At 41.0% G+C, this 25,890-nt stretch carries 14 protein-coding genes; 1 reads left to right on the top strand and 13 read right to left on the bottom strand.

All coding sequences use genetic code 11. The annotated features are described in order from the left end of the window. Positions 1 to 118 precede the first annotated feature (118 nt). Complete coding sequence (locus tag HCG69_RS15485) at positions 119 to 2,614, top strand: glycoside hydrolase family 9 protein (protein WP_221650790.1); 2,496 nt, start codon at positions 119 to 121, stop codon at positions 2,612 to 2,614. 411 nt (positions 2,615 to 3,025) lie between these two features. Here the strand turns inward: HCG69_RS15485 and HCG69_RS15480 are convergent, their stop codons facing one another. The 13 genes from HCG69_RS15480 to HCG69_RS15420 all read right to left on the bottom strand — a co-directional run bounded on the left by HCG69_RS15480 (position 3,026) and on the right by HCG69_RS15420 (position 25,731). Beyond that, positions 3,026 to 4,039 carry a low specificity L-threonine aldolase gene (locus HCG69_RS15480; RefSeq protein ID WP_221650789.1) on the bottom strand — a complete coding sequence of 338 codons (1,014 nt, stop codon included), beginning with the start codon at positions 4,037 to 4,039 and terminating at the stop codon, positions 3,026 to 3,028. Positions 4,040 to 4,185: 146 nt separating this feature from the next. Further along, complete coding sequence (locus HCG69_RS15475) at positions 4,186 to 6,459, bottom strand: family 20 glycosylhydrolase (RefSeq protein ID WP_221650788.1); 2,274 nt, start codon at positions 6,457 to 6,459, stop codon at positions 4,186 to 4,188. 33 nt (positions 6,460 to 6,492) lie between these two features. Beyond that, positions 6,493 to 9,072 carry a glycoside hydrolase family 3 C-terminal domain-containing protein gene (locus HCG69_RS15470; RefSeq protein WP_370634156.1) on the bottom strand — a complete coding sequence of 860 codons (2,580 nt, stop codon included), beginning with the start codon at positions 9,070 to 9,072 and terminating at the stop codon, positions 6,493 to 6,495. An 11-nt stretch (positions 9,073 to 9,083) separates the two neighbouring features. Continuing rightward, the gene (locus HCG69_RS15465) at positions 9,084 to 11,282 is read right to left on the bottom strand and encodes an alpha-N-acetylglucosaminidase (RefSeq protein ID WP_221650787.1); all 2,199 of its coding nucleotides are present in this window, start codon (positions 11,280 to 11,282) and stop codon (positions 9,084 to 9,086) included. Positions 11,283 to 11,379: 97 nt separating this feature from the next. Beyond that, positions 11,380 to 12,213 (bottom strand): endonuclease/exonuclease/phosphatase family protein, encoded by an 834-nt coding sequence (locus HCG69_RS15460; protein ID WP_221650786.1) that lies wholly within the window; start codon positions 12,211 to 12,213, stop codon positions 11,380 to 11,382. 41 nt (positions 12,214 to 12,254) lie between these two features. After that, the gene (locus tag HCG69_RS15455) at positions 12,255 to 13,358 is read right to left on the bottom strand and encodes an endonuclease/exonuclease/phosphatase family protein (protein ID WP_221650785.1); all 1,104 of its coding nucleotides are present in this window, start codon (positions 13,356 to 13,358) and stop codon (positions 12,255 to 12,257) included. A gap of 75 nt (positions 13,359 to 13,433) precedes the next feature. Continuing rightward, positions 13,434 to 14,726: a T9SS type A sorting domain-containing protein gene (locus HCG69_RS15450; RefSeq protein WP_221650784.1), complete on the bottom strand. Its 1,293-nt coding sequence runs from the start codon at positions 14,724 to 14,726 to the stop codon at positions 13,434 to 13,436. A 76-nt stretch (positions 14,727 to 14,802) separates the two neighbouring features. Continuing rightward, positions 14,803 to 16,611, bottom strand: a complete 1,809-nt coding sequence (locus tag HCG69_RS15445; RefSeq protein ID WP_221650783.1) for a RagB/SusD family nutrient uptake outer membrane protein — start codon at positions 16,609 to 16,611, stop codon at positions 14,803 to 14,805. Positions 16,612 to 16,633: 22 nt separating this feature from the next. Continuing rightward, the gene (locus tag HCG69_RS15440; RefSeq protein WP_221650782.1) at positions 16,634 to 20,119 is read right to left on the bottom strand and encodes a TonB-dependent receptor; all 3,486 of its coding nucleotides are present in this window, start codon (positions 20,117 to 20,119) and stop codon (positions 16,634 to 16,636) included. A gap of 374 nt (positions 20,120 to 20,493) precedes the next feature. Beyond that, positions 20,494 to 22,899, bottom strand: a complete 2,406-nt coding sequence (locus HCG69_RS15435; protein WP_221650781.1) for a hypothetical protein — start codon at positions 22,897 to 22,899, stop codon at positions 20,494 to 20,496. 215 nt (positions 22,900 to 23,114) lie between these two features. After that, positions 23,115 to 24,128, bottom strand: a complete 1,014-nt coding sequence (locus HCG69_RS15430) for a FecR family protein (protein WP_196039732.1) — start codon at positions 24,126 to 24,128, stop codon at positions 23,115 to 23,117. A gap of 69 nt (positions 24,129 to 24,197) precedes the next feature. Then, positions 24,198 to 24,815 (bottom strand): RNA polymerase sigma-70 factor, encoded by a 618-nt coding sequence (locus tag HCG69_RS15425; RefSeq protein ID WP_122200797.1) that lies wholly within the window; start codon positions 24,813 to 24,815, stop codon positions 24,198 to 24,200. A gap of 109 nt (positions 24,816 to 24,924) precedes the next feature. After that, on the bottom strand, positions 24,925 to 25,731 hold the full coding sequence (locus tag HCG69_RS15420) for a prolyl oligopeptidase family serine peptidase (protein ID WP_255586119.1): 807 nt from the start codon (positions 25,729 to 25,731) through the stop codon (positions 24,925 to 24,927). Between the last annotated feature and the right edge of the window lie 159 nt (positions 25,732 to 25,890).

The raw sequence follows: 25,890 nt of genomic DNA, 5'->3' as shown, positions 1-25,890 counted from the left end.
AACGACACTAAACAGTTATTAATAAATTAAAGAATTTGTCTCTAAAATTAAATTAATATACTTTATTTGTATCATACAACTTAACGCATCTTTAACCTTAAGCAAATATTCCCCCAATATGCAGCGAAAACATTGGATATCTATTGTTGTATTCACTCTCTGCGCCATTACCGTACGGGCAGACGAATGGATTCGGATCAACCAGCTTGGCTATCTGCCTGAATCAAAAAAAGTAGCAGTACTCCTAAGTGAAGAAGATAGCAGTGTAAAAGAGTGTTCACTTATCGATCTCTTCACTGGAAAAACTGTATCTACATTTACATCCATCCAACCAACAGGTGCACTTGGGAGTATGAAAAGTACATTTCGACTAGATTTCAGTGATTTTAATCATCCCGGTACCTATTATCTAAAAGCCGGTAATACCCGGTCTCCTTATTTCCCGATAAATAATCAGGTATACAATGGAACAGCCGATTTTTTACTTAACTATATGCGCCAGCAACGTTGTGGTTATAATCCATACCTAAAAGACAGTTGCCATATGGATGACGGATATATCATCTGCCATCCAACTAAAGACGGAACAAAAATTGATGTACACGGAGGTTGGCATGATGCAGCCGATTATCTTCAATATACTACTACTTCAGCCAATGCCATTTATCAAATGATGTTTGCTTATCAACAAAATCCGGAAGCATTTAGTGATTATTACGATGCGAACGGACACCGAGGAGCTAATGGAATTCCTGATATTGTAGACGAGATAAAATGGGGACTCGACTGGCTAAACAGAATGAATCCGACTACCGGAGAAATGTACAACCAAATTGCCGATGATCGCGACCATGCCAGTATGCGATTGCCCAATCATGACAAGGTGGACTATGGATATGGCCCCGGAAAAGGAAGACCGGTTTATTTCTGTAGTGGTGAAAAACAGGTGCGCGGTGAATTTATGAATGCAACAACAGGCATAGCCAGCACTGCCGGAAAATTTGCTTCTTGCTTTGCATTAGGTGCCCGAATTTTAAAAGACTTTTATCCGGAATTTGCTCAGGAGATTGAAAAGAAAGCCGATGCCGCCTATGAAGAAGGCATCAAAAAGCCAGGAGTCTGCCAGACTGCCTCTGTCCGTTCGCCCTATATCTACGAAGAAGATAACTGGACAGACGACATGGAGCTGGCAGCTATTGAATTATATAAATCAACCCAAAACAATAGATACCTGCAACAAGCTATAGAATATGGACGACGTGAACCGGTGACTCCCTGGATGGGAACAGACAGCGCCAGACATTATCAATGGTATCCATTTATGAACATGGGGCATTACTGGCTGGCAAAAACTGAAAACAACACACGATTGAATGAAGAATTCATCCGTAATATGCGTACCGGACTTCAACGTACTTATGAAAAAGCCCGGCAAAATCCATTCCTATACGGTATCCCTGCTATCTGGTGTTCCAATAATCTTACTACAGCCATGTTAACTCAATGCAGATTGTATAGAGAAGTTACCGGAGATTCTACATACGAGGAGATGGAAGCCTCTCTGCGCGACTGGCTATTTGGCTGTAATCCCTGGGGAAGCAGCATGATTGTAGAACTTCCTTTATATGGGGATTATCCTTCAGAACCTCACTCCTCTTACTTTACCAACAACACAGGAAACGCTACTGGCGGACTTGTTGACGGTCCTGTTTATACCAACATATTCAACAGTTTGAGAGGAGTAAACATTTCCACCGGAGAAGCTTATCAACGCTTCCAACCAGGCACAATGGTATATCATGACAGCACACACGACTATTCTACCAACGAACCGACAATGGATGGAACTGCCTGCCTGACCTATTATCTGTCTGCCCTTCAAAAAGAAGGAATGAGACAAGCCCAATCCGACAATGATAAAAACATCTATAGCGAAGGAGGTATTATACGTACTGACCCTTCTCAAAAGCAACTCACACTTATTTTTACAGCAGCCAATAAGGCAGATGGAGCTGATGCCATCATTCGTATATTGAATAAACAGAAAATACAAGGAGCTTTCTTTTTCACCGGTGAGTTTTTCGAACTTTACCCGCAAGTAGTACAAAAACTAAAAGCAGAAGGACATTACATCGGCAGTCATAGTTATGGACATTTACTATATAGCCCCTGGGAGAATCGGGATTCACTCCTCGTCACACGTGAGGAGTTTGAAAAAGATATGCTGAAAAGTTATGAAACACTCAGTGAAGCAGGAATTATGTACAAAGACGCCCCACTCTACATTCCTCCCTATGAATACTATAACAAAAAGATAGCAGCATGGGCAAAAGCCATGGGTATACAACTTATCAATTTCACTCCGGGAAGTGGCAGCAATGCAGATTATACTACCCCGGACATGAAAAATTACAAAAGCAGCAAAATGATTTATAAAAGAATCATGCAGTTAGAAAAAGAAGAAGGTCTAAATGGACATTTACTGCTAATACACCTTGGAACATCCGACTTGCGGACAGACAAATTCTACAATAATTACTTAGAAACAATGATAAAAGCTCTCAAGAAAAAAGGCTATAGATTTGTTCCCCTACGTACAGCAACAGGAATATAAACAAAGGTACAAAAGGTTAGTTTATTAGGTTATCATGAAAAAGGTTCGTACCTGTGAAGGCCCGAACCTTTGTTTTATGGTTCATCCGACAAATATGTAGTTATCAAAAAAGTAATTACCGGATTTTTTCAAGCAGAAATGTGAGAGAGAATATAAACGTTTATTCTGATGTAATCTATTGATTTATAACGAATATAAACCTCCTGTTTAAAGACAGACAAGAGTGTACACTTATCCGAGTGTTAATTGTACACTTTTGCCATACTATATTGTACATTCTTACCATGCTAAAGTGTACACTTATGCAAAGCAAGCCCAAAGGGTTAAAAAAACACATTAACAATATTAACAAACCGGCTATTTGTCAGACGAACCTGTTTTATTCTCTCCCCGCTCAAAAACAAGTTATTATCAGATATTTAGCAGATGAATAAATTGGTCAATATCCTCTTCTGTTGTATCAAATGAGGTGACAAGGCGAATTTCATTATTCCCTTCATTCCAGAAATAGAAAAAATAGGATTGAAGCATTCTGTCTATTACCGGACGAGGCATCGTCAAAAACAATTGATTGCTCTGCATCTTTTGAGTAAAACAAACGCCTGGAAAATCTTTCAAAGCTTCATAAAGTCTACGAGCCATGGCATTGGCATGAGAAGCATTCTTCAGCCAAAGTTCATTCGTCAGATAAGCGGTAAACTGACAAGAGAGATAACGCATTTTTGAAGCTAATTGTGCCGACTGTTTCCGTACAAATCTTGCTTCCGCTTTTAATGTATCATCAAAGATAACAACGCACTCTCCCATCATCAAACCGTTTTTGGTTCCACCGAAACTAAGAACATCAATGCCACAATCTACCGTCAATGCTTTCAGAGAGAGATTGAGGGCAGCACAAGCATTTGCAATACGTGCACCATCCATATGAACGCGCATTCCATACTGATGTGCCAATGAGGTAATAGCTTTTAATTCTTCAGGTGTGTAAACAGTACCCAGTTCGGTACACTGAGAGAGATAAACGGCACCTGGCTGTGAGTGGTGCTGATCGCCAAAACCGTGAAGATAAGGAAGAATAAGTTCAGGGCTAAGTTTGCCATCCGGTGTAGCTACCGGGCGAATCTGACAACCGGTCATCTTTACCGGAGCACCACATTCATCTACATATATATGGGCTGTTTCAGCACAAAGAATTGAATGGTAAGGCTTTGTCATCAGTTGCAAAGCAACCACATTACTTCCCGTACCATTGAATACAAACAGAGGTTCACAATCGGCAGTAAAGGTTTCTTTAATTTTCCGGACCGCTTCTTCTGTCCATGGATCATCACCATAACCCAGTGCATGATTCCGGTTAGCCTGCATCAGTGCTTCCATCACAGCAGGATGCACACCGGAATTATTATCAGAGGCAAAACTTCTCATAGTCTTTTTGAATAAAATTTTCTGCAAAGGAATAAAATTATTCTCAGAAAAAGGATGCCTCTAAATAAAGATTTATAAAGAAAGAGCTACTTTTATCCCGATTGAAAAAAGTAGCTCTCCTTTATTATCCTAAAAACAACTCACACTCAATGTGTAAATGAAACCGGTAATTTCAACTCTTCACCTTTTTGTCCTATAATAAAACCTTTATTGTTCCACACACGGGGATACCCTCCGATATTATTATTAATAAACAACAGACGGAATGCATGTTTTCCTTGCTGCAAAGCAAGGGAAGTGCGGCTATGAGAATGACGTATCAGCTTACCATCATTGCTCAATACAACTTTCCCGTCTACCTGAAGTTCATCCATTTCGGTTGACAGATAATAGACTCCATCACAGGGAACCTCAAAATATCCTGAATAACAAAATGCTCCTTTATCTTCCAAAACCGGTTTTAATTCGAAATCCGTCACTGTCTTAGACTCTTTCCATACAGCATTTTCTGTATCCTTTACATAATAAAAATCTCCATCGGCATGCGCCAACTGCATGCCGGGTTTCGTATCATCTTTGTATGCCGGAAGTAAATCTTCTTTCACCACTTCAATCACCCGGGTTCTGCTCATCTTGCCCGAAGGCAAAAGAGTAGCAATACGTATCACCTGATTAGTACTGACAATAATAGGGTCATTGTAAACTGTCGAGTGTATCGTTGGTTCACTTCCATCCAGTGTATAGACCATTGGCAGATTACGACTGTTTGAGAAACTCAGTGTATCTGTTCCGACAATAGCAACACGATCTGCCATCGGACCTTCCGGCAGTGGAATATGATAATTGATATGATGTTCATCCAGACGTACCAACTGATTATTTAACCTGCGTTCAAAAGAGGCATAATCCTTCTTCTCCAAAGGAGTCCAGGTCAGTTCGGCTACTGCCAGTATTCTGGGATAAAGCAGGTATTCGGTATAATCCGGAGTAGTTGCATATTCCGTCCACATATTACCCTGGGCGCCCAGAACATGAGAACGCAAATCTGCCGGTATTTTCTCTGAAGTAGGATTATAGTTATATGTCTTGCTCAATAGTGTTGTAAAATTAATCGCAATAGGTTCTACCTCAATATTACCCTGTCCAAAATCAATATACAACCATTTGGCAGGAGTCATAATGACATCATGTCCCATGGAGGCGGCTTCTATTCCTCCCTCTTCTCCACGCCATGACATCACTGTAGCCGTAGGAGCCAAACCTCCTTCAAGTATCTCATCCCAACCTATCATACTCTTTCCGTGTTCAAGAAGTACTTTCTCAATACGATGTACAAAATAACTTTGCAGTCCATGTGCATCTTTCAACTTCTCATCCCGTATGCGTTTCTGACATTTCGGACAAGCATTCCATTTCACTTTCGGACATTCATCTCCTCCGATATGGAAGTATTTCCCCGGAAACAAAGGAATGACCTCTTCCAATACATCTTCAAGAAATTTAAAGGTCTGTTCATTACCCGCACAATACACATTTTCCTCTACTCCCCATTTGTTTCTAAGCTGAAAAGGACCTCCGGTACAGGACAACTCCGGATAAGCAGTCAAAGCAGCCAAGGCATGCCCCGGTAACTCTACTTCCGGGATAACAGTAATAAACCGCTCGGCAGCATAAGCCACTACCTCTTTTATTTGTTCCTGTGTATAGTAACCTTGATGAATGGTACCATCGGCATTGTGACGGACAGAACCTATTTCAGTAAGTTTTGGATATTTCTTTATTTCAATCGTCCACAAATGATCATTCGTAAGGTGCCAATGGAAACGATTTATCTTAAACATTGCCATCACATCCAATTGCTTTTTCACAAAATCCACATCATGAAAGTGCCGGCTAACATCGAGCATCATTCCCCGATAAGGATAAGCCGGTTCATCCTCTATTACAACACAAGGAAGTGTCCACACAACATTTTTCACGGGTTCTTCACTTTCAATCTCTGCAGGCAGAAGTTGCATTACAGTCTGCATACCATAAAAGATACCGTGCGCAGACTTTGCCTGAACAGAGATTTCCCGGGAAGTAACAATGAGCTTATATCCCTCGTCCTTCATACTTAAAGCAGGATCCAGAGTCAACCGGATACAATTATCTTTTGCTTCTTTCACAATATCAGGACGGTGTCCGGTAGAGTGCTGCATCTTTTCCGCAAAATAGCCGGCAACCGTTTTTAGAGTATCATTATCAGTAACAAAACTAGTTTGAGATGTTAATGTAAATTCACCGGTTTGTTGCTCTATCATTTTAGGCTCGGGTACAATATGAAGCCCTTCATTGTAAGATTTCACTTCATTTTTGTTCTCACAGGAGAATAATGTCACCAAGACAAAGAGTATCAGATAAAAAGATTTAATTCGCATATATTCCAAGTTTTATTGATAATAACAATTCATTTAATTTTCTCCATAATTGATACGGACATTGATAATTCCTAAATTGTCTACAGGAACTTCCAAAGATTGGTATCCTTTTTTCCTAAAAACCAAAATCTCATGGTTTCCCGCATCAATCCGATACTGTCCTTTATCATCACTCTGTCCTAATAGTTTTCCTGAACTCCCGGCATAGATGTTCACACCACCAATCAGAGTAGCCTGTACATCACGTACTTCACCATGAATAGAAATATTCTTGCTACTTTTAGCCACTTTCATACCTTCAGCAGAAGCCGAACGTTCAAAATCACCTACTATCACCGTTTTTCTTTGAAGGATGTTGTCAGAAGCAGTTCCTACCTGCAGTTCGAACTCGCCGGGTTCAACTATCCTCCTGTTTCCGGCATCAACAATATACAAATCTTTCACGGCAACTTTCAACCGGACAGTCCGGGTACTTCCAGCCTCAACCAATACCTTTTCAAAATCACGAAGCTGCTTAACAGGAGTGACCACCGTACTCACTTTATCACGTACATACAATTGAACCACTTCCTTTCCATCCCTCTTCCCTGTATTTTTTATATCTACTTTTACATATATCGTGTCAGTAGGATCATAGTGTTCCTTATCCGTTTCCATAGACTTGTATACAAAGGATGTATAAGTAAGCCCATGCCCAAAGGCCCACAAAGGATCGGGACTGGAGAAAACATAATCTCTCCCCGGAGTTTCATAACTTCCGGGATTTTTATAAAAACCTTTGTCAGAAGGAAGATAGTCATAATAAACAGGCAAATGTCCCGTACTCTGTGGGAAAGAAAAAGTAAGCCTGCCCGAAGGAGAAATTTTGCCAAAAAGGATATCAGCAATCGAATTTCCGGCTTGTTCTCCTGCATACCATTGAGTCAGAATGGCTGGTATATGTCTCTTTTCCCAGGAAATAGTAAAAGGTTTACCGGTTACTAAGACCAGCACTACAGGTGTTCCGGTTTCATAAACCTCTTTTATCAACTGGCTCTGTGCTCCGGTTAGGTTCAAGTCATTTAAGTCAAATCCCTCTCCGCAAGTAGAGCTTTTATAATCACGAGCCAAAGCGGCACTGGCACTACCACAAAAAACAATGGCTACCTCACTTTGCCGGGCTACCTCAACCGCCTTCTTTATCCCACTGGTGTCCAGAGAGACCAGACTACACCCTTTTTCATAACGCACCGTTACTTTGTCCCCCAACAGCTGTCTGATTCCAGCCAATGGAGTCACTCCGTCTTTATTATTACGGCTCCATGTATAATCACCGAATTGCACCTGGTCGGCATTAGGTCCGATTACTGCTACCGATTTCAACTTTTCGGCATTTAGTGGCAAAAGTCCGTTTTCATTTTTCAGTAATACTACAGATTCGTCTGCTATCTCTTTTGAAAGCTGCACTCCTTCCTGCGGATGCATTTTGCAATGAGCGTATTGTTCACCATAAGGATCTTCAAAAAGCCCCATTTTAAACTTCACATACAATACCCGGCGGACAGATTCATTCAGAATCTCTTCATCCAGTTTATCTTCTTTAATAAGATCAGCCAATAGCGGATAGCAGTTACTGGAAGCTTCTACGTCAAGTCCGGCAGTAAAAGCCTGCATGGCAGCTTCTTCCGAATTATGAGCCGTATAATGCAATGTTTTCAACATTTCAATCGCTCCCCAATCAGAATATACATATCCCTTAAATCCAAACTGATTACGAAGTACCTCAGTTAATAAATAATGAGAAGCAGAATTAGGAATACGGTTCCATGAATTATAGGTAGACATTACAGCCAGAACAGGCGTATGCTGAATCACCATTTCAAAAGGTTTAAGATATACCTCGTGTAAATCACGGAGCCCGCATTCTACAGAAGCCAGATTCAAACCACTAAGTGGATTACCGTGTGGTCCGTAATGTTTCAGCATTGGCGAAATGCCATTATCCATATATCCCTTTACCTCTGCAATTCCAAACAGACCACAAAGAATCGGGTCCTCTCCAAAAGATTCCTCCACACGCCCCCAGCGTAAATCGCGTACTACGTCAATGCAAGGAGCCAGTACCTGGTGCATCCCCTGGGCATGCAGATCTTTCGTTATCATTGCAGCTTTACGATAGGCCAGTTCCGGAGAGAACGTACTACCAAGGGCCACATTCTGAGGATAGATAACAGAGCCTTCATGTACAGAACCATGCAACGACTCCGCAACTGTAAATACAGGTATACCAAGCCGGGTATTCTCTACCATAAACCTCTGTATTAATTGCATATTTTTCCGGCAATTTGCACCTGTAAGCGGAAAACCCTCTACAAATCCCCAACTCATTCCTTTAGAAAAGGCTTTCAGTTTCTCTGTATCCAATGTTTGTCCATTGAATATATTCCAGGAATGGATATGTCTGATCTGTGCGACCTTCTCTTCCAGAGTCATACGACTTAAAAGATCATTCACTCTCTCCTCTATGGGCAGGTTGGGTTGCTTATAAGGAAGTTCCTGAGCAAACACAGATATTCCCGACAGGAATAAACTACTGCAAAATAACAACCGGGATATACTCATTTTTATCATCATATACTTGTTTTTCAATTTTTCTGATAATTTTGTTCTATTTCGGTATGGTAACGTTTATATAAATCTTCAACAACGGCTATGGTTCCTTCAGGATTCACCCGCGAAAGATAAGTTGAATTGGTAAGTACCCATTCCTGTTCCATTTTGGAATAATCCGGATACGGCAGTTTCTTTCCATATAGCAAACTGGTTTTGTATGTCACATAAGCCTCCCAGCGAGGAAGGTAAAAATCGATCAATAACCCACTCCATTCTTTGTTAGCATAGTCGTGCAAATCCGAATCAGTATCCGTCCAGGTCGTAATCAGCCTCTTAGCATTGGTAACAAAGCGTCTCTTTTCTTCCGGTGTCCCCCCTGCCTTTTCTGCTTCTGCCAGCCACGTACCCAACATAAACTCCTTACGCGTAGATAGCAACCGGTCTTCATCCTTTATAATATTCAAGAACTTGCCACTATATTCCATAAAACGTTCTTTGTCTTTTTTCTGAAATGCCAGCACCATTCTTTCATGCAGATATTTGGCATAATCGGACAAAACCTGACGAGTGACATCCGTTAAATCGTATTCATACGTATCCGAATGATTAAATCTCTTACGCGATTGATAAAGAAGATCCCATGCTTTTACCACCTTCACCGGATCATAAAACATCACGGCATTTCCCCAGGTAGATACATGCTGAATGGTATCAGAAGGACGGGCACAGATATAAGACTCTACAGGACCTCCCAACTCATTATGACATTCGTAGATTGTTTCGGATAATAATTTCCAGGCCCTGTTACAATTGTTATCCTCTGTTCCATACCGATAATAAGTGTAATTGTCAAGCCATTGAGGAATATGAATGCTGTCCGTTCGCCAGGCCATATCATACACCATATCATAGACAACCGGGATGGTCCCTATTCCTTCGGGAGCCGTGCCAATACCACATATGTTTTTCCCCATCGGATGGTGTTTGGCAAAGACAGGTCCTGACGCATAACTACTCATCTTACCATGCAATCCTGTTTTTCCTCCGAAATTGGGCAGAGCACACCATATCCATTGATGATTCCAATGTCCTTCCGGCTTGTGGAACATGGAAGTTTTAACTCCCCCCCATTGGGGGCGTTCGCAAGCCATCAAATCCAGAATAATGGTTTCTCCGGGCTTCAAGCCTTCCATTAACTCTTTTACCGGATTGTGTTGCCATCCCTGCAATACCCACACAGCCTGCGGATTTACTTTTCGCATAGCCTGTAATATCTTTTGCGCAGCAAGTTTCACATTAATTCCCTCAGAGGTTCCTCCCTCATGAAAAGGGTCTCCACCAAAAAACTGTGCTTCACCGAATAGATTCTTTTGCTCTTCATAATAGATAGCAGCAAGTTTATCAAAAAGCGGATCGGTAGGATCCAAAAATGCAGGCCGTTGGTAAGTACCCCATATCCCCTGATCTTTAATGCGGGCATCAGGAAATTTTTCTTCCAATGCATTCGGAACCATACCATAGAATCCCTGAAACACGGGCTTCATTCCCAACTCCCTCATTCGCTTCAACATCTTCTGCTGCAAATCGGTCTGTCGTGCTATAAATTCCGGAGTTACCGGACCACCAAAACCTTCAAGATTTCCCATTAACCACCAGGCTTCATAACCTGCTCCCGGCAAAAACTTACGTATATCATCTTCACTGAAGTTTAATCTCCGCAATGTATTCTGCCATACCGCATACTGACTATACACAGCCATCAGCGGCATATTGATACCTTGAAGTGCCATTCTGTCTATCTCTTTCTCCCATTGTTCCCAATCCCAAAAAGCCATGGAATAACTGTATGTACAGTAATTCAGATAATAACGATAGGGAAAAGAAGCCGTAACTCTCACTTTTTCTCTAACTGGTGGCAAGGGTACAGGTAACTCTGATAAGTTATTGCCACACCACGAAACCGATTTGTGGCAATAATTCCTCAAATAATGATTCAATCCCCGCGCTATAGATACACCATTATTCCCCCTGATGATAATTCTATCATCTGCAGCCTGCTCCAATTCAAAGAAGTCGGAATCCGAAGAAAGCTTCTCGAAGATGAAGGAAGAAGAATTATTATCCGGCAATAACCGTTCAGCTAACTCACTAACAGGTTGATCTGATTCAGTAGACATTGAACATCCATACATTACCATGGATGTAAAAAAGAGTAAGAGGATTCTTCGCATCAGCATATATTTTAATTAATTAAGATCATGCAAGTGTCTCTACGAGATATTTTTACTCGTAAGGGGGAGAGACACTGCTATCGGACAACTATTATTTTTAGAACTTCACATCTACAAAAACGGGATAATGATCGGACACAGTAGCTGTATCCACACTCTTGCCATCCACAGAAACAGTACGTAAAATGTGCGTCCGGAGAACTTTTACTTTTGAAGCCTTTCTGTTTTTCAGCAACAGGACATAATCAATTAGAGCTCCGGAGTCTGTTCGTCCCGGGATCGAATTTCCTGTAGTATCACTAATAATATCAAAGTACTTTACCCACACCGGGAATGAAACACCGCCATTGGGCCAGCGATGAGAATCATTCAAGTCACCGGCAAGAAATACCGGTTTACTTTTTTTCCCGACCCAATCGCAAACTATTTGAGCTCCTTCCCTACGCTTTTCGTCATTCAGGTCTGAGTGTGTACCTATAAATATAAAATTTTTCAATTCCACTGCTACCGCTGCCCGGGTTTCATCACCAGGTAAATGAATGACCTGTATCCCCTTAACGGGCAGTGTATTCTTTATCAATACTCCACAGCCTATACTACCTTCGTCAAACGGAGCCGCACTGCCATAATAAGGTACATATCCGCTACCAGCTGCATCAGCAATCTCTTTCAACAGATAACGCGCCCCTCTGCCTACAGCAGCGCTATCCAACTCTTGCAAAGCAACCACATCCGCATCCAAAGCCTTTATCACTTTACCAAGCTTCTCAATATTATCCTTGGTCAACTCACCCGGATCTGTAGCTCCTTTACAATAATGAGTATTGTAAGTCAGCAGACGTATGGCACCTTTTTCTTTATTATAATTCTGAGCACTCACACAGACAGATAACAGCAAAGCAGCTCCGACAAAAAATAGTTTTCGTAACATGACGATCATAGGTTATATTATAACTGGTTTATATATTAAGATTAATTTTTTACGATTTTTCGTATCACGCATTTCCTGGTAGAGGAAACTTTGACAATGTATACTCCTTCGGGCTGATTTGACAGATTCACAGAATTAATTATCTCACCATTTACGTCTATCACATTTTGTCCGGTCAATGAATAGATTTCTACACGATTCACCTCTTCTTTTTCTCCTCTTACGTAAAGAGTGGCATCAGCAGAGTTAAAGCATATATAAAAATCTTCTCCCTTTTCTATATTCGTGATACTCGTATAACCGGGGAGTGTTATATCAATAAAGACAGGATAATGATCCGAAACGTTTTTCAGATCAACCGTAGCTCCATTTATTTCAATAGTACGTACAATATGAGTTTGTTGTACCTGTATTTCAGAATTACCATAATCGTGGAAAAGAACATAATCAATCAGTCCCTGATCGGCTCCTTCATTTCCATGCACTCCATTCCAGACTGTATTGCCTTCAGTATCACTTACTATCTCAAATTTCTGCATATAAATAGGAAATGCTATTCCTCCGTTTCCCCACCGGTGACAATCATTCAAATCGCCTGCCAGGAAAACCGGTTTACGAATATAATCCAATTCATTATTAATAATATTAGCTCCTTGTATGCGTTTGCTATCATTCAAATCTCCATGAGTACTTATAAAAACAAATTTATCAAGATCGGTCCTCACTGCTATCCGTGGTTCATCTCCCGGCAATGCAATCTTTTTTATCTTATTCACGGAAAAAGATTTCTTTATCAGGCTGCCACATCCCACACTGCCTCCATCCCATTTGGATGCAGCTCCATACACCGGAGTATAATCGAGCCCGGTTGCCTGGGCTATCTGCTCCAACAAATATCGTTTACCCCGGCTATTTGCTGCGCTATCAAGCTCCTGTAGAGCAACCACATCCGCATCCAGTGTCTTAATCACCGAAGCCAGTAACCGCGTATTGCCATCGTTAATATTACCGGGATCAGTTCCTCCCTTACAATAATGAGTGTTATATGTCAGGATTCTGATTACATTATTATCCTTGGGATAAGTCTGGGCTGACAATTGCAGACATATCCATAAAAAAGTTCCAAAGAATATATACTTTCTCATAGTGCTTTGCGGTTTTCAACAACCGGCAGAAGAATATATACCTTCTGCCAGCCGTTAAGAGTTACTTTAATAAAATTATTTCTTGATAATCTTCACCAATGTTTCATCCGCAGATGTAATTACCTTCACAAAATACAAACCAGAAGTAAGATCTGCTACATTCACCTGTTGTCCCCCTTTCACACTTCTTACACATGCACCTGTAGTAGAATAGATATCAATGCGCTGAACATCCGGCGCTGATACATAAATCACTTCATCAACCGGGTTGGGTCCTACTGTTATCAATTCTCTTTGAGACGTGTTCACTCCTGTAGAATAATTCTTTACAACCTTTACCCACACTGTATTCAGAGCAAGCTCGGGATACGTTGCATTCTGCATTTCACAACGATATACTTTACCCACACATTCATCTCCGAAGCTAAACCATCCATTTGCATCTGCTGATGTCGGTGTGATAATATCACCATCTTCATTTTTCCAGGTAAATGTGGTTAGTTTCCCCATTACATCATATTCTCCGGACAAGTCAATATCTTCATCTACTTCTATCTCATATTCGCCTTTATCGTTTTTCACACCTACAGGAAAACCACCTGCTGTGTTCCACTGAGATTTATAACCACTTCCCAATACTTTACCTGTAGCAGGGTGTAAAGGCAGTGTAGAATAAGAGTAGCAATTGTCTTCCAGATTTAACAGCCAATCCAAAAATTCAGTCTTCCGACAATCCGTACAAACAAAAGCTGTTTCATCCGATAGAATATTTTTATACCCGGCAAGTTGACGGCATTTTCCGGTAGAACCACTCAGGTCAATCTGTTTCACAAAAGGATTACGTCTGATGTGTAAATAACAGTCATTTTCTCCATTATTCATAGCTATTTTTACCGTATCCATCTGAGTGTTTGAGATATGTACAACCGAAGCCTTGCAATCTCTCAATACAAATTTTCCTTTCAGGTTTTTCACAGCAGGCAAAACAGGATACCATTTGTTATCTCCTTCTGAATTAGTCCATGACAAACTACTCGTTCTTCCATTAAAAGGAGCAGCAGCATTTACGCAAATTCCGAATATAGTTTCCGCATAGGTAGCAGAATAAGATCTCCAGATATTCCCCTCTGTATTTTTCCAGGTATTCATATCACTCCAGGAAAAGCCTTCCCGATTAATATCAATCCCCATTGCTTCTGCGTTGCATTTTCCTTCAATAGCAGAAGGTTGTTTAAAGAATGCGGCATAATCAGCAACTTCTTCCGCATTGAAATTCCAGATTTGTTCCTGTGCAAATACAGTTGTAGCACACCAGGCAAATGTAGCAATAGCAAATACCCGCTTTCCAATCAAAGTAATACTTTTCATAAGTCAAATAATTAAGTGTTAAACAATTATTTCATATTTAGATGTGGGGGCTTTTTGAACGGCCCCCCTTTTTTATTTAAAAGCTGAGTCCGTCTTCCCAGTTCGGATTCTGTGTTATGTTTCCATTACTCAGTACTCTTTCCTGAGTGGGTATAGGATATAAATAATCCCTGTCCTCCCTCCATTTACGAGGTTCATCCTTTACATCGTGTACTATAATATTTCCTTTCAATCCGTCTGTAAAACGGAACTCATCACCCAGTTTATAGAACTTACGAATGTTTTTCACAGCTGCTCCCGAGGGTTTCTTTCCGGTATAAATACAGATATCCACTTTGTCTTTATCCAGCAGAGTACCGTCATTCATGTCGAATACATCGAAGCGGTTCTCCCCTTCTCCCTGGTTCAATCCGGGGAAATACATGCCCAGATAAGGTTGCTCAAAGATTTTACCTTCTTTCCACCTCATCACATCATAGTAGCGAAAGCCTTCAAGAATAAGTTCAACCGTACGTTCACGTCGTATTTCAAGGATTACTCCCTTATTCGCTCCGGTTACATTTGCATATCCTGTTTCCACATTACTGAGATAAGGATCCGGATTGGCATTAGCTGCCGCCATATCTATATTAGGCATTCCCACCCGGTCACGAATCTTTTTAACCGAAATATTCAGATCATTCTGAGTCAGTGTACCTCTTTCGGCTTTTGCTTCAGCAAAATTGAGATAAACTTCTGCTGCCCTGAACAGGATATAATCGTTTGAAGATTTCATGTATCCGTCTCCACTGGCATCGGTCACCCATTTTATAATCTGATAGCCGGTAGTAGAGGAGTTAAAGTTGGGTGACTCTACCGTAGTACTATTAATACGGGTATATCCGGGTCCTACCACGGTCTGTGTCAAACGTGGATCGCGGTTCTGCATTTCATCATAATACTGCATCGTTTCATATCCGGCTTTATCAGTAAAACGACTTCCATCAGTCATCAGATAGCTATTCACCACTTTCTTATTCATTCCGGGACGTCCGTAGGTAGATGCCATCGTATTATAATTAGCTTCATGGACAACAGCTTTACCCAAATCATAGTCTCTTGCCAGAATAACCTCCTGCGCAATGGCATTCATCGAAGAAAATAAATCGCGATATGGTTTTTCACCTCCTTTATAAATGGAATAAGGACTACTTGTGATAAACTCTTCCGATACAGCGATACATTGATCCAAAAGTGCCTCATAACCGGGTATACCATGATATTTGCGATAAGTACCTTCAAAGAGACAAATTCTCGACTTCAAAGCCATTGCTGTCCATTTGGTCACTCTATACAACTCAGCCTTATCGGATATATGTGCAATAGCATAATCAATATCCTCCAATATCTTTTCTACAACAAATACTCTGGAATCACGTGGTTTTGTCAGATCGGTATCATCCGAGGCCATTGCCTTCTCATGCCAGGGCACATCCCCGAAACGCTTTACTTTTTCAAAATAGAAATAAGCTCTGAAAAAGCGGGCAATGCCATCATATCTTTCCCGTATGGCCGTATCCGGACAACGATGGGAATGCGCCAGGTAGAAATTGATGTTACGCAGATATCCCCAATCCCATCCACCTCCGGAAGTAGGAATGGTACGCGACCCTACCACCGCTTCCGGAAGAGTGAATATGCACACTACATCTTCACTTTCACCATAACCGGAAGGAGCTCCCGGAAACAACCCATAAAAATTATTCGTTGCACTCCTCAGTTCCTGTTCATCATTATAATAGGTCTCTGGCGCTAAAGCATCGAGTGGAAAGCGGTCCAGCATATCTGCACAACTTGTTGCTCCGAACAACAGGAGAAAAGCATATATATATTTATTTTTTTTCATCTTCTTATCTTTTAGAGGTTAATTAAAAGGTTACATCCAAACCAAACGAGAATGTTTTGGCATAAGGATATACACGCGCATCAGCATCGGCAGAGAACTGTTCAGGATCTACATAATCAGTCTTTAGCTTCGTCCATGTCAACAGATTATCTCCGCTAAAATAAAATCTCACCCGGTCCATTCCTACTTTAGCAGTCCACGCACGTGGTATCGTATAACCGATTGTGAAGTTTTTCAGACGGCAATAAGCCAGATTCTGTAAGTAACGGTCATTCACCTTTGCCAGTGAACGGTCACCTTGTGCTGCATATCCGCGCATTCTCGGAAAATAAGCATCAGGATTCTCTTCCGACCAGATATTATCAGGCAGGTCAACCGGAGTGAATGAAGCATAAGGACGGGCAAATCCTCCCCAGAAAAGCATTGCATTCCCTCCCGGATAACGGTTCTGACGTCCTACTCCCTGGAAGAAGGCCGAACAGTCAATGCCGGACCAGGTAAACCCGAGGTTACCACTATAGGTATAGCGCGGTCTCGAATTACCGATAATACGCATATCTCCACGGTCATCTGCTGTTTTCTTTCCATCATCTATCCTTCCGCTGCCGTCAAGGTCTTCAAAAATCATATCACCTGCTTTCAGACCTTTATTCTCTCCAATAGCCGTTTCAAGGATATTTTTACAAACATAACTATGATCTATGGCTTCCTGATAGGCTTTCGCCTCTTCATCTGTTTTAAACAGGCCTGATACGTGATAACCCCATATCTCACCAATTTCCATCCCTACATAGTAACTGGATTTACTGAACTCTTTCAAAGGATTGTCATACTTCGTGATGTGTGAACGGCTGTCTGCCAGACTCAGTGACAGATTATAACTAAACGGCTTCTCCAGAAGAGTGAAACTATCATTCCAGGCCAGAGTCATTTCAAATCCCTTTGTACGTAAGTCCGCTGCATTTTCACGTGGCTGGGTTGCTCCATATACACCCGGCAACACTTTACCCGGTATGAGCATATCCCGTGTATCCCGAATAAAGACATCCGCACTGTAAGTCAACCGGTTATCAAAGAATCCCAAGTCAATACCCAAATTCTTGTGTATTATGGTCTCCCATGTAAGATTACCTGCGGTAGGTGGAGGGCTAACTTCTGCATAAGTCAGTTTCTCGCCATCGATAAGATAACCATCAAACTGCACCATACTTAATTTTTGCAGATAAAGATAACAATCCTTAACCGCCTGATTTCCCAATGCACCGATAGAACCTCTCACTTTCAGATTAGAAACAACATTACGAACCGGTTCAAAAAATTTCTCCTCACTGATGCGCCATCCTGCCGAGAAAGAAGGGAAAATACCGGCACGCTGATCTTTCGGAAAACGGGAAGAGGCATCCCAACGAACGTTTACCTCAGCCAGGTATTTGCCTTTCCAGTCATAACCCAAACGTCCGAAATAGCCCAATAGAGCCCATTCATCCTGTCCTCCTTCCAAAGTGACATCCTTACCAATATCTCCCAGGTTAAAGTCGTTCAGGTTGTTCGACTGTATGTTCAGTTTGGTTCCGTAAATTCTTTTATAAGCGCTCTGTTCATAGTTGAAACCGGCTACTGCACGCAGATTGTGTCCGCCAAAAGACTGGTCATAGCTTAAATAAGCATCCACACTGTGATAATAAGTTCTTTCGTTCAATTGCCGCAACTTATTCTTAAATAATGAACCACCGGCATCTTCCGATACTCCCGGATGTTGAGAGTATTGCGACTTTGCCGTACGCTCCATATAATCAACCGTATTATATTTAAAGCTATAATTTGTATTGAGAGACAGCCCTTTATACAATTTAAATGTTGCACCCACCGTATAGGTTATCTGCTTCTTGTCCTCCACAGATTTAGAATTACCATCGGCAGTCATTATATGTACCCCGTCAGTGGGTTGCTCCGAAATGACCGGGTTGCTGAATACATGGGTTCCGTCCGGATTATACGGCATCAGGAACGGCATTGCATGGAAAGTATAGTTGGGCAGATTGTTCCCGTGTCCCAATCCCGGAGCCGAATATTTAGATGAGAAGAAACTTGTGGCAAAGTTAAGAGACAGCCACGGTTTTACCTCTGCATTGAGACGCGCCCTGAGATTACCGGTTTTATATTTATCCGGATTCTGTGCATAGATACCGGTCTGCGTATTGAAGTTCCCGCTTACCAGATAATTTATCTTATCAGTACCACCGGATATACTCACATTATTATCCCAGGTTGGCCGACTGGAATCTATCAGGTAATTATACCAGTCAAAATTGGCATAATACATATACGTATCTTCTCCCGTACGGTTTTGTACCACTGTCCACGGACGTTCGGGGTTCTCTGTTTTATCATACCTCCGGGCTTCAAGTTCTTTGTAATCATCTTCGGTATAACGGGTATAAGAACTTCCGTTGTACGAACGCATGAAGCCGTCCACCAATTTAGCCGCATCATATCCGGTCGTAATAAAGTCAGTATTTGTTGTCTCGGTCGAGAAACTGAAACGCCCGTTATAATTGATCTGCATCTTTCCGCTTTTCCCCTTCTTGGTAGTAACTAATATTACACCAAAAGGCGCTCTGGCTCCGTATATGGCCGAAGAAGAGGCATCTTTCAATACAGAAATGGACTCCACATCGCGTGGGTTCAGATTATCGATGTTTCCCTCGATACCATCTATCAATATCAACGGTTTAGACTCTTCATTGATAGAAGCAAAACCACGAATATTCATATTGGTGGCTTCTCCCGGTTTTCCGGAACCAAAAGATATATTCAAGTTAGGGATTGTACCTTGAATAGCCTGTCCCAGAGTAGCCACCGGACGGTTTTCTATCGCTTTGGCATCCGTATATCCCACGGCTCCAGTCAGGTTTGCCTTCTTCTGTGTACCGTAACCGATTACCACTACCTCGTCCAGCGCATTATTATCTTCCTCCATTCTTATATTAATGGTAGTCTTATCCTTCACTTTCACAGAGAGGGGTTTATAGCCAACATACGTAAAAGTAAGCGTACTCCCCACCGGTACTTTCATATAGTAATTACCATCAATATCGGTGATTCCTACCCCTACCCCATCTACGGCTACATTCACACCAATCAGTAACTCTCCGGCGACATCTGTAACTTTTCCGTTTACGGCAAGCTCTTTGCCAACTTGCGCCTTTTCCTGTAGTTTGGAAAGAACAATATGATTGTCTCTTATTTCATAATTCAGTTGTTGCCCTTCGAGTATGAGGGTAAGAGCTTTATCCAGAGATTCGTCTTTGATATTCATCGTGATACGCTGATTCATATTGACGTCATTTACATTAAAGAAAAAAGACTTACCGGTCTGTTTTCTTACGGCTTCAAGCGCTTCCTTAACCGTCACATTCTTTAGGTTAAGCGATACATTCTGTGCCTGGATCAGGGTACACCAGCAAAACAGCAGCAATGTAAATAGTCCTAATTTTTTTTTCATCATAAGGATTAAATAAGATTAATACGGAAAAAACAATAAAGCAGGAATCTCAAAACATAGTATACATAGATCGAAGTATTCCGGTTTATATAAGAGACAGGTACGGGAAGAAATTGTGTAGTCTGAAAACCGACTTTTTTTAAAATATATTTCAATAGAATAAAACCCACCGGAAGTCCTAACGAAACCGATCGAAGGCCAGTGAGGAACGATGTAAAACATGTACATGTAAAGCAGTACGAGATGCACATGTCGTACTGCTCCACATGTACATCTCGTACTGTATGACATGTACATCTCGTACATCGTTCCTCACCGATAAGAAAAAGGAGGTTCAGGAATAAAAGAAAAGTATCTCTAAGAGAACAAATATTGAATTAAAGCTCATCTCTTACCCATCTCATGCCGGGCAAACAACTTTTACGGATGCGTTTTCCTGCCAGACTGGTTTCCACCTCTATCTTACGGAATGAATTAAGATGAATAGCGTTAATCAAATCTTCATCGGGAACAATACGAAGAACTCCGTTTTCATACCCCGCCGAACAATTCCAACTTTGTATCCTACCCGTTTCATCTATTACTACATAGGCAGAAGTCAGAGTACACTCCTCCATTACTTTAAAAATTTCCTGTACTGTATTATCTCCCGAACCACCCCGTTCGCCAAAAGCACAAACAGAGTTCTCGTCATCGGGGCGTAACCAGGGACTGATCATATCCAGATATTGCTCTCCAACAATAGAATCTACCGGATGCCAGTCATGCCGTTTGTCACTCCGTTCCACACAAACCATCCCTTTTATATAAGGCTCGGGAACAAATCCCCAGCGTAAATGTCCATTCAAGTCCATAATCTGAGCACATGCTCCTAACGTATCCATAAAATCAGTAAGATAATGTACTTTCCCTGTCAATAAATAAAGGTAATAAGAGGCATAAATTTTCCAGGCCGTCCAGCCATGGGGAGAATTCATAATCTGATTGGGAACGAAATAGACATCGAGCGCTTCCCAATAACGAAGCGTCCCACCCCGCATGCGGCAATCAGGAATGAGTAACTGCTCCAGACACTGGTGTTTGTCCATCAAATAAACTGCTGCCGACGTATACTGCTGACGTTTGCCAGAATCCTCTTCAGATAAACCGCGCAAAGCCAATTGTAAAGCACTACAAGTTATCATCCCATCTTCAAAAGTCATATCTCCTTCTGTCTGAATATCGTCCAGACGCAACAACAGATCGTCGATTGCTCTGTAAGCCGACTTTTGATGCCTTTCGTAGCGTTCTTTCCATTGGGGAAGCCCCATAAAGTTCTTTTCGGCTGTAACCAACTCGAGCATGGATTTTGCAGGATAAATTACAGCTGTATAATGTGTTCCTTTAGAACGATAGGCACCATCCGCGGACTGAACCTTCTCCGAACAAAGATAATCACCAATATGAGCCGCTTTCTCCAGATAACTAATCTCTCCTGTTGCCTCCCATAAATCAACAAGCATACCAATCAGCGAAGAGAAGTTTTGCACCCGGTCCGGTGCTGCTTCTTTCTTCGGAATCCAGGTCAGAGTATCTATAAAAAACGGAAGTGTACGATTGAACCGTTCTTCAAGTCCCTTATCTTTAGAAGTATCCGGAAAATGCCGGGCGGCAAGAAAAGCAGTATAGTAGCCATAGAAAGCTTCGCAACCATTGGAGAACAAAGGCGGATTCTGCGCAACAAAGTCACGGGCATTTTTCATGTACCATGACCAGGGGTTGCGTACATAAATACTCGCTTCTGCAGTTTTCCTGTTTGTGGTTGTGGCCTTGATCTGATAAACTCCTTTTTGAGCAGAAGGTACGAAACTGGCTGTATATAAGTATTCAGAAACCTTATCAACGGATAATTCGGTTAATGCAGCATCCGGAGCTTTTACAATAAGACTTTTCAAAGGATACCGGCTGTGAATATACAGACGACTCTTCTCTTTTCCGCTGATCGTGTATTTGTCACACTCAATCATCGGGGCTTGTATCCATTGAGACAAGGTTTCTTTCACTTCGGACAGCTGACCGATACCTCCCAAATGGAGTATCCATTTTTTAGTCTCGCCAGGTTTCAGCAAGATTTTGTTCTGCGGATGTCGTTCCGGTAAAGGCAAACAATGCAGCAAGTCCAGACTTGCAGTTTTTATCTGATGTCCCCATTTCCACTCCAACAAACCTTCATATACATAATTCAATGCATAGGAAGCAACTGGCTCTTCTATACCAATTCCCATAATAACCTGCCTCGGAGACATGAAATATCCCCAGGTAAAATCTTTCTCACACCGTAGTAAAGTAGGAAAGAACTTAGTGTCCCACTCCGGAAATGTTTTCATCTCTGAGTCTATTCCAATAAAAAGACGGGAATATTCCGGTTCAAAGATTTCTTTTCCCCGATTGGAGAGTATACACTCTACAATCAAATGATCTGCTGCAGGACGATAGCGGAGTGCATAATGAATAGCTCCTGTTTCTGCTTCAAAAGTGCCGGGCTGACCAGAGGATGGAGACAGCCGTATGCCTTTCCAGGCCGGACCGGCCAACGTATCCTCTCTGAAAGGAATTATTTCCCATACATTCCCTATTTGCTGCTGATATTGATGAATAACTCCACTTTCGGGATGAATGAGTACTCTCCACCCTTGTTGTTCACTACCCAGCGTCAGATAATCTTTAGCAACAAGAGATAAAGGCTGAATTATGAATACAAAAACAATGCAGTAAAAAACGAAACATTTGCGCTGCTCTTTCATGTGAATTGTATTTTGTGCTTCCCGCACGGGAAGGTGCGACAGGCGATGGTTTATTGAAACGCAGGATGAACGCAGATTTTCGCAAAGAAAAACAAATAGATGATAAAGAACTACAGTCTTTTAATCTGCGTTCATCCGCGTTTCATCAGAGATTTAAAACTCTGTGTAACTCTGTGCGACTCTGTGGTGAACAGAATCAGAAAAAGAAAGAAATACTAATGATAAATACGAATCTCCTTTTTATCCATATCATAACGATAATTGAACTTATTCGTAGCTGCCATAATGTCCATAATCTGTACTATATTATCAGCTTCTATCGTGATGTCTCCATAGAATATCAAGTTCTTCAAATCATCATTTTCAAAATGAATAGTAACATCAAAAGCTCTCTCTAAAACTTTAGCAATAGTACCCAACTTCTCTTCATTAAAGAAAACATCATCATAAATCCATGAATTAGCATATTCTGCATTGATATCCTTCAAAGTCAGCACTCCGGTTCTTTTATTGCAAGTTATCAGCTGGTTGGGTTTCATCACAATAGACTTATCATATCTACTATCGGAAAAATCAATAGAACCCTCCAGAAGTGCCACGCGAATCTCATCATCATCCTGATAGTTCTGTACATTAAATTTAGTACCCAGCACTCGCACCTTTACATTGCCCGAAGTTACAATCAAAGGTAATTCAGGATTCTTACTGATTTCAAAATATCCCTCGCCTTGCAAAGTCAAATCACGGTTACTTACTCCAAACTCGTTGTTATAACACAAAGTAGATGCCGCATTCAACCATACCAAACTTCCGTCCGGCAAACTCATCTTCACCTTTGCTTTTCGGGGAGCTTCCAAAGAATAAGTCAGAAGCTCTTTATCCTGAAAGCGTTCAAATAAGTATTGCGTTCCAATTCCTGCCATGAAAATAAAGAGCACGCAGGCTGCATAGTAAAACACCTTACGAAGAGGAAAAGTCCTGTTCTTTATTTTCTTGTCAGTACTATTAATGCGGGCCACGAAGTTTTGGTAAGCCTGTTCTTTATGAAAACGGGATTTCTCTGCAGAACCGGCAGAAACTAACCATGACTCTTCAAACTGCCGGAAATAGGTTTCATTTTCGGCAGACTCCTTTACCCATTTCCTCAAAGCCTGTAATTCTTCGGAAGAAATGGTCCTCTCCAGAAAAGAGAGTATTAAGCTATCTATATTTGTTATATGTTTCTCCATAATCTATAACTAAGACAAGTATCTCGTGTTTTTTGTGTAGTCTGATAATCCTATTTTGTTTCAAAATTATTAAATGATCGTTAATAACACAAGAATTGATATCACATAATCCTTTAATTCTGCCCTTAACTTCATCAACGCATTTTTCATATGATACTTTACTGTATTAACAGAGATATTCAACATACTTGCTATCTCCTCATACTTCATATTATCAAAACGGCTCATCCGGAATACCTGCCGACACTCGGGGGACAAGCTATTTATCACCTCATTTATTTTATTTTCCAGTTCCTGTTCAAGCAAACTCTCCAACGGATGTTTGCTTTCGATAAAAAACAGCTCTTCGATAGCCGCTTTATCTTCATATTGATTAATACTGACCTCCCGTTGCACATATTCCTGCTGAAGATAGTTGATACAGCGGTTTTTCACGCTTCGCACCAGATACGACCGCAGTGAATATTTAATATCCACACTCTCTTTTATTTCCCACAAATTATAAATGATTTCTCCTACTATCGTTTCCGATATAAAACTATCCCTCAGATAACTATCCGCAATCAAGCACAGGTAATCATAATATTTATCGAAAATAAAACGGAAAGCACACTCATTTCCCTTTTTCAAATGCTCTATGACATTATTATCAGTGATAATAACGGCATCTTTTAGTGTAATAGCCATAGTTAATTCCCAGATCGGCTCATCATTTTAGCCAAATTAAGTAAAAGATTTGATTGTTGTACTTCAAAGATAAATAAAAACATTTGTACTATTCACAAAAACTCATAATTTACTTCTGCTGCTCAAATAGCCAATCCATAAAATCAGGAAAATTAAAAGCCGGATTCCAGGAAAGATGATCACATCCATAGAATTCAATATATTCGACTTTAGCACCGCATCTTTTTAATACTTCATAAGCTTGCCTGGAACACTCTACAGGCACAGCCGTATCCTTTTCTCCGTGAAATATCCGAAAACAGACTTCCTTTGCTTTTGGTAACCGCTGTACATTCACAGATCCGCAAATAGAAACAGCCGCTGCAAAAAGATCCGGAAAACGGCATACCATATCGTAGACACCCATTCCTCCCATCGACAAACCAATAATGTATATCCTGCTTTTATCAACTTCAGGCTTATTCATATAATCATCCAATAAGTTTTTCACCTGAATAATAAAAGGGCTCATCTCGAATGTTTCCGGAAAACTACTTCCATCAAAGTTAGAGGGTTCAGCAATAAAAGGACCAAAGTTTTTTTTAGGACATTGCGGAAATATTACAAAAGCCGGAAACTTTTCTCTATTTACCGGATTGAGAAATAATCCTGAACCATGTTTTAGTTGAGTTTCGTTGTCATTTCCACGTTCTCCCGCACCATGTAAAAACAAAACCAAAGGGTATTTCTTTCCGGAGCAAAGATTATCCGGTTGTAAACATCGGTAATAAAGCGTATCTTCTCCATTGGAAGTAACATTATACTTATAGGCATATTGCTCCTGTGCTTCAATATTAGTACTCCACAAACCTATTATTACCAAGAAAAAACAGACAGAAAACACCTTTGATTTTCTGCTCACGTGATGGTTTTTCATAATTGACTATAGTTTATTCAAAGTTTTAACGCATTTATAATAAGACAGGAATATAAGAAAACAGGGTAGTAAACAGATCGATTTTTAACAATTAAAATATTCCGGAGAATCGTGCAATAACATAGGAGAGTGATAAAAGAAAAACGATGGCTTAACAAA

This window comes from Bacteroides sp. K03 (assembly GCF_019734355.1).
Taxonomy (GTDB): domain Bacteria; phylum Bacteroidota; class Bacteroidia; order Bacteroidales; family Bacteroidaceae; genus Bacteroides; species Bacteroides nordii.
The sequence above is the reverse complement of the archived record's forward strand: the minus strand, read 5'-3'. Positions and strand labels throughout refer to the sequence as shown.